Origin of the sequence: Corallococcus sp. AB049A, from assembly GCF_003668885.1 — a bacterium.
In the GTDB taxonomy this organism is placed as follows: Bacteria; Myxococcota; Myxococcia; order Myxococcales; family Myxococcaceae; genus Corallococcus; species Corallococcus interemptor.
The window spans coordinates 1-5,152 of record NZ_RAWL01000538.1; the positions used below are offsets into that span (position 1 = coordinate 1).

Here is a 5,152-nt window from a genome sequence, read left to right on the forward strand (position 1 = left end):
GGGCGGGCGCGGCTGCGCGGGCGCTTGCGGCGGCAGCTTCGGCTGCGCGGCCATCTCCGCGTCCGTCGCGAGCTGGCCGGGCTGGTACGAACGGACCGTGGACTCGTAGTTGTCGTACACGCCGTTGATGAGGTTGCGCAGCATCTCCTTGTGCTGCTCCTCCATCAACTCGCGCACGACCTCCGCCAGGTTCTCCGCGTTGAGGATGTCCGCGTAGGACGTCTTCTTCGACGCGAGGATGTTCCCGCCCACGAACAGGTGGGTGATGATGTGGGGGTTGTTGACGCCCGAGTCCTCGGTCTGGACGTGGTAGACCTTCCCCTTGTGCTTGATGTTGTGATTGAAGCCGGTGACGGCTTTTTCGAAGGTTTTCGCCATTGCCGAGGTCGGGCACCGTAGCAGCGGGGTCCGGGCTTCACAAGGTAAGCGTCACGCGCTCCGCATCACTTTTACGCGTGCCCGCCCGCTCACGTCGGTGTGCGTCCGCCACCTTCTGGCACCCTCCGTGTACGGATCCGCACGGGCGCACCAGCCTGCCGGGCATGGGCGCCTCTGTTGAAAAGCTGAAATGGCCTGGGGTACGTAAACCGTTCTGACGAACGCGCCGTCAGCCCCTCCCTCCCTGCCGCGGCCGGAACGACCTAACGATGAAGAAGCCGGACACCATCGCGGACAAGGTCCGCCTGCAGGATGCCCAGGCGCTCGCGCAGGGCTATTCGCCCGCCATCCGCGCCATGGAGATCGCCTCCATCCTCGCGTTCGTGGGCCTGGAGGGCGCGCTCGTCTACAAGCTCTGGAGCACCCACCACACCGGGCCGTGGATGCTCATCCTGGCGGTGGTGCTGGGCTACCTGGCCGCGGACTTCGTGTCCGGCGTGGTGCACTGGATGGGTGACACGTGGGGCTCCACGGAGATGCCCGTCCTGGGCAAGGCGTTCATCCGCCCCTTCCGCGAGCACCACGTGGACGAGAAGGCCATCACCCGCCACGACTTCGTGGAGACCAACGGCAACAACTGCCTCGTGTCGCTGCCGGTGGCGGCGCTCGCGGTGGCCATTCCGCTCGCCGGCCCGGGCTGGGTGTTCCTGGCCGCGTTCCTGGGCGCGATGATCTTCTGGGTGATGGCGACCAACCAGTTCCACAAGTGGTCGCACCTGGATGAGCCGCCCGCGATCATCGGCTTCCTGCAGCGCGTGCACCTCATCCTGCCGCCGGACCACCACCGCGTGCACCACACGGCGCCCTTCAACCAGTACTACTGCATCACCGTGGGCTGGATGAACCGGCCGCTGAAGGTCATCCACTTCTTCCCGCTGATGGAGCGGCTCATCACCTGGGCCACCGGCCAGCTGCCGCGCCAGGACGACATCGGCACGGAGGCCGCCGAAGCGCTGGTCGCCGTGGATGGCGCCCAGGAGCTCCCCGTGCTCCAGGCGGCCAAGGAGCTGCTCAAGGCCTCCACCGAGGAGCCCACGGCGAGCGTCTCCACGCCCCCCGTGCGCTGAAGCAGCAGCACCGCTCTAGAAGCGCAGGTCCACCTGCTCCGCGGAAGGAATGGGGCGCCCCAGGAAGCGGGCCCCCACCTCCACGAAGCGCTCCGGCACGTCGGTGACGAAGAAGGCGTGCTCGGGCGCGCCCGCGGACACCGGCGCCGGCGGAGCAAGCAGCCCCTTCTCCTCCAAGAGCCGCGCCACCGCCTCCGCCGTGGCCTCCGCCGAGTCCACCAGCGACACGTGCGGCCCCACGACCTCGGCGATGACGCCCTTGAGCAGCGGGTAGTGGGTGCAGCCGAGCACCAGCGTGTCCACGCCGTCGCGCGCGAAGCCGGCCAGGTACTCCTTCGCCACCAGCAGCGGGACGTCGCCGGTGGTCCACCCCTCTTCCGCCAGGGGCACGAAGAGCGGGCACGCCATGGCCTTCACCGCGACCTTCGGGTTGCCCGCCTCCAGCGCCCGCTGGTACGCGCCGGAGCGCACGGTGCCCGGCGTCCCGATGACGCCCACCCCGCCGCCCCGCGTGCGCTGGAGCGCCGTGCGGGCGCCCGGCTCAATCACGCCCAGCACCGGCACCGGCAGCGCGGCCTGGAGCGCGGGCAGCGCCGCGGCGGAGGCGGTGTTGCACGCCACCACCAGGAGCTTGATGCCGCGCTCCAGCAGGAACTCCGCGTTCTTGAGCGAGTAGCGCGTCACCACCTCGCCGGACTTGGTGCCGTAGGGCACCCGGGCGGTGTCCCCCAGGTAGAGCGTGCGCTCGTGGGGGAGCCGCGCCATGAGCGCCTTGAGGACGGTGAGCCCGCCGATGCCGGAGTCGAACACGCCGATGGGACCGTGGCTGTCTTGCCGCATGGGGGGAGTCCCTATCACGTTTGATGCCAACGCCTCTGGACGCACGAAGGGCCGGAAGCCTGGAAGGCCTCCGACCCTTTCGTGATGCCCGCTCCGGGTGGGCTCAGCGACTACTGCACGCGGTCCAGCGGAGCGATGGCGGCCTGCGACGCGTTCGGGAAGTCGTGGGCGTAGACGCGCAGGCTCAGCATGTCCGCTCCCCGGGGAGAGATGTAGCGCCGGCCGCCCGTGCCGTTCGCCTGCAGGGACACGAAGTACTCACCGGGGCGCAGGAACTCGAAGATGGCCGGGGACTCATTGCACAAGAACCACTGCCCCGCCTCGCCGTAGACCCACTCCTTGGTGTGGACGTCCTGGAAGTTGATGCCCACCTCCTGCACGCCGGCCTGGCCGCAGCTGAGCCGCGCGCTGCCTTCATAGAGCTGCCAACCCACCGCGGCGCCGCCAATGACCCAGGTGTTCGCCGTGATGCTGGCCGGGATGCCGGCCTGCGAGGTGAAGCCGCCGCCGTAGTAGTAGAGGGGGCGCTCGTACGCGTCGACGCCGACGATCTCCAGGTAGTGCTGGCCGGGGGCGAGCTCCGGCGTCTCCACCGAGTTGCCCTGGCTGCCCTGGTTGCAGGCGAAGCGCACCCACTCACCGTCATCCACGCGGGCATCCACGGACGCGACCCCGGCCTGGCCGCAGGAGGGGTAGTACGAGCCGGCCTCCGTCGGGAACAGCCAGTTCACGTAGGCGTAGGACGTGGCGCCCGTGCGGCCCGTGTTGAAGTTGATGGGCACGGCCACGTTGCCGTCCACCGTGAAGTTGCCGCGGTACGAGTAGACCGCCACGCCGTCGTAGTCGACCGCCTCCGCGCTGAACGAGTACGTGCCGGGCGCGAAGTCGTGCAGGACGATGCCGTCGAAGCCGTTCGCCGAACAGGGATACTGGCCGTCGTTCTCCAGGATCTCGCCGTCGATGTAGATGTCCACGCCCTGGATGTCCCGCATCTGGCTGCAGGTGGCGCCGTCGAAGCTCCACGACATGCGCACGTCACCGGCGTAGCGCGGGTGGTTGCTTTCGACGATGCAGCCGGTGAGTCCAGAGGAGAGGCAGAGGAATGCGGCGAGCGTTCTCGCGTTCATGGTGGGCATCCGTGGTTCGGGATGGTTGAGGTCGTCGGCCCGGAACAACCCTCCAGACGACCAACCCCGGGAATTATTCAGTGCCGTCCAAAGCAACCGGGCGCTGTAAGCGGGTTTGACCCACCCGAGGACGGGATGTTACGCGCTGAACCCCATGATACCCCACCTGCCCCTGGCCTTTGGCGCCATGAACTACGTGGAGATCATCCGCGACGCGTCGTTCATCGAACTCGCGGTGCTCCTGCTCCTCATGGCCGTCTCGGTCGCCTCCTGGGCCCTCATCGCCATGAAGGCCACCCAGTTGTCGCGTGCGCGCGCCCAATCCCTCACCTTTCTCGACACGTTCTGGAAGGCGTCCCGGCTGGAGGCCATCTACCAGTCCGCCCAGAAGCTGGAGGGCTCGCCGCTGTCGAAGGTGTTCTGCGCGGGCTACGAGGAGCTGAGCAAGCTGGCGCAGACGGGCACCCAGGACGGCGGCGCCGAGGCCGCGATGAGCGCCAAGCTGGGCGGCATCGAGAACGTGGAGCGCGCGCTCAACCGTGCGGCCACGGCGCAGATCACGGAGCTGGAGAACCGCGTGTCCTTTTTGGGCACGGTGGGCGCCGCGTCGCCGTTCGTGGGGCTGTTCGGCACGGTGATTGGCATCCTGGGCGCGTTCAACAACATCGCGGAGCAGGGCAACGCGACGCTGGCCACGGTGGCGGCGCCGGTGGGCAACGCGCTGTTCGCCACGGCGGCGGGGCTGTTCGCGGCCATCCCGGCGGTGGTCGCGTACAACTCGTTCGTCAGCCGCATCAAGGTGTTCGACACGGAGATGTCCAACTTCTCCGCGGACTTCCTCAACATCATCAAGCGGCACTTCTTCCGCTAGGAGACCCGTCACATGGGCATGGGCGGAGGCAAGGGCGGCGGTGGCCGCACCACCATGAGCGAGATCAACGTCACGCCCATGGTGGACGTGATGCTGGTGCTGCTCATCATCTTCATGGTGACGGCGCCCCTCATCCAGCAGGGCGTGAAGGTGAACCTCCCGGAGACCAAGGCGGCCCCGGTGGAGGCGACGGAGAAGAAGGTCGTCCTCTCCATCGACGCGGGGAAGAAGGTCTACATCGGGGACGCGGAAGTTCCGCTGGAGGAGCTGGAGACGAAGCTCGCCGCCAACGCCAAGGCGCAGGCGGACAAGGAGGTGTACCTCCACGCGGACCGCGACGTGCCGTACGGCGTGGTGGTGGAGGTGATGGCCGCGGCCCAGCGCGCGGGCATCTCCAACGTGGGGATGATCACGGAACCCGCCACGGGCTCCAAGGCGTCCAACTCCGGCAAGGCCCCCGCGTCCAGCGGCAAGGGCAAGCCCAAGGAGGCGAAGCGCTAGCCCATGAGTTCCGCGGTCTCCCACAGCCTGCTGGTGTCACGGCCCACGCGGCTGTCGCGCTTCCTCGTCGTCTCCGTGGCCGGGCACGTGGCGGTGGTCGCGGCGGCGCTGCTCTACGCGAACTTCACGTCCGCGCCGAAGCTGGACCTGGACCAGAAGCCCATCAACGCGTCGCTGGTGCGCCTGGGCAAGCCGCGCGACCCCAAGCTCCTGCCGCGCAAGGAAGTGGCGCAGCCGCCGCCCAAGGAGGTCGTGGCCAAGCCCACGCCCACGCCTCCCGCGGACGCGCCCGCGCCCTCCCCCAATGC

Annotated in this window: 6 protein-coding genes and 1 pseudogene; 4 read left to right on the forward strand and 3 right to left on the reverse strand. The window is 68.5% G+C overall.

Translation table 11 applies throughout. From position 1 onward, the window contains the following. Positions 1-378 (reverse strand): hypothetical protein (locus D7X55_RS35495; protein WP_199747295.1); only part of this gene is annotated, 378 nt, incomplete at its 3' end. Positions 379-647: 269 nt separating this feature from the next. Here D7X55_RS35495 and carF point away from each other — a divergent pair. Then, positions 648-1,505, forward strand: coding sequence for a plasmanylethanolamine desaturase (carF, locus tag D7X55_RS35500; RefSeq protein WP_120552630.1), 858 nt, complete (start codon positions 648-650; stop codon positions 1,503-1,505). Positions 1,506-1,520: 15 nt separating this feature from the next. On the opposite strand, the gene murI is transcribed toward carF, so the two are convergent. Further along, a complete protein-coding gene (gene murI, locus D7X55_RS35505; protein ID WP_120552631.1) occupies positions 1,521-2,345 on the reverse strand; it encodes a glutamate racemase in 825 nt (274 codons plus the stop codon). 110 nt (positions 2,346-2,455) lie between these two features. After that, the gene (locus D7X55_RS35510) at positions 2,456-3,472 is read right to left on the reverse strand and encodes a hypothetical protein (protein ID WP_120552640.1); all 1,017 of its coding nucleotides are present in this window, start codon (positions 3,470-3,472) and stop codon (positions 2,456-2,458) included. 154 nt (positions 3,473-3,626) lie between these two features. Between D7X55_RS35510 and D7X55_RS35515 the strand changes: the two genes are divergently transcribed. The 3 genes and pseudogenes from D7X55_RS35515 to D7X55_RS35525 form a co-directional block, all read left to right on the forward strand. Further along, positions 3,627-4,343: a MotA/TolQ/ExbB proton channel family protein gene (locus tag D7X55_RS35515; RefSeq protein WP_120527931.1), complete on the forward strand. Its 717-nt coding sequence runs from the start codon at positions 3,627-3,629 to the stop codon at positions 4,341-4,343. A gap of 12 nt (positions 4,344-4,355) precedes the next feature. Beyond that, positions 4,356-4,844, forward strand: coding sequence for a protein TolR (gene tolR, locus D7X55_RS35520; protein WP_120552632.1), 489 nt, complete (start codon positions 4,356-4,358; stop codon positions 4,842-4,844). Positions 4,845-4,847: 3 nt separating this feature from the next. Then, positions 4,848-5,152: pseudogene (locus D7X55_RS35525) on the forward strand (energy transducer TonB); the annotation flags it as partial.

Coding starts and splice junctions, on each gene's coding strand:
- carF (WP_120552630.1), top strand. CDS start 648: ATGAAGAAGCCGGACACCATCGCGGACAAGGTCCGCCTGCAGGATGCC.
- murI (WP_120552631.1), bottom strand. CDS start 2,345: ATGCGGCAAGACAGCCACGGTCCCATCGGCGTGTTCGACTCCGGCATC.
- D7X55_RS35510 (WP_120552640.1), bottom strand. CDS start 3,472: ATGAACGCGAGAACGCTCGCCGCATTCCTCTGCCTCTCCTCTGGACTC.
- D7X55_RS35515 (WP_120527931.1), top strand. CDS start 3,627: ATGATACCCCACCTGCCCCTGGCCTTTGGCGCCATGAACTACGTGGAG.
- tolR (WP_120552632.1), top strand. CDS start 4,356: ATGGGCATGGGCGGAGGCAAGGGCGGCGGTGGCCGCACCACCATGAGC.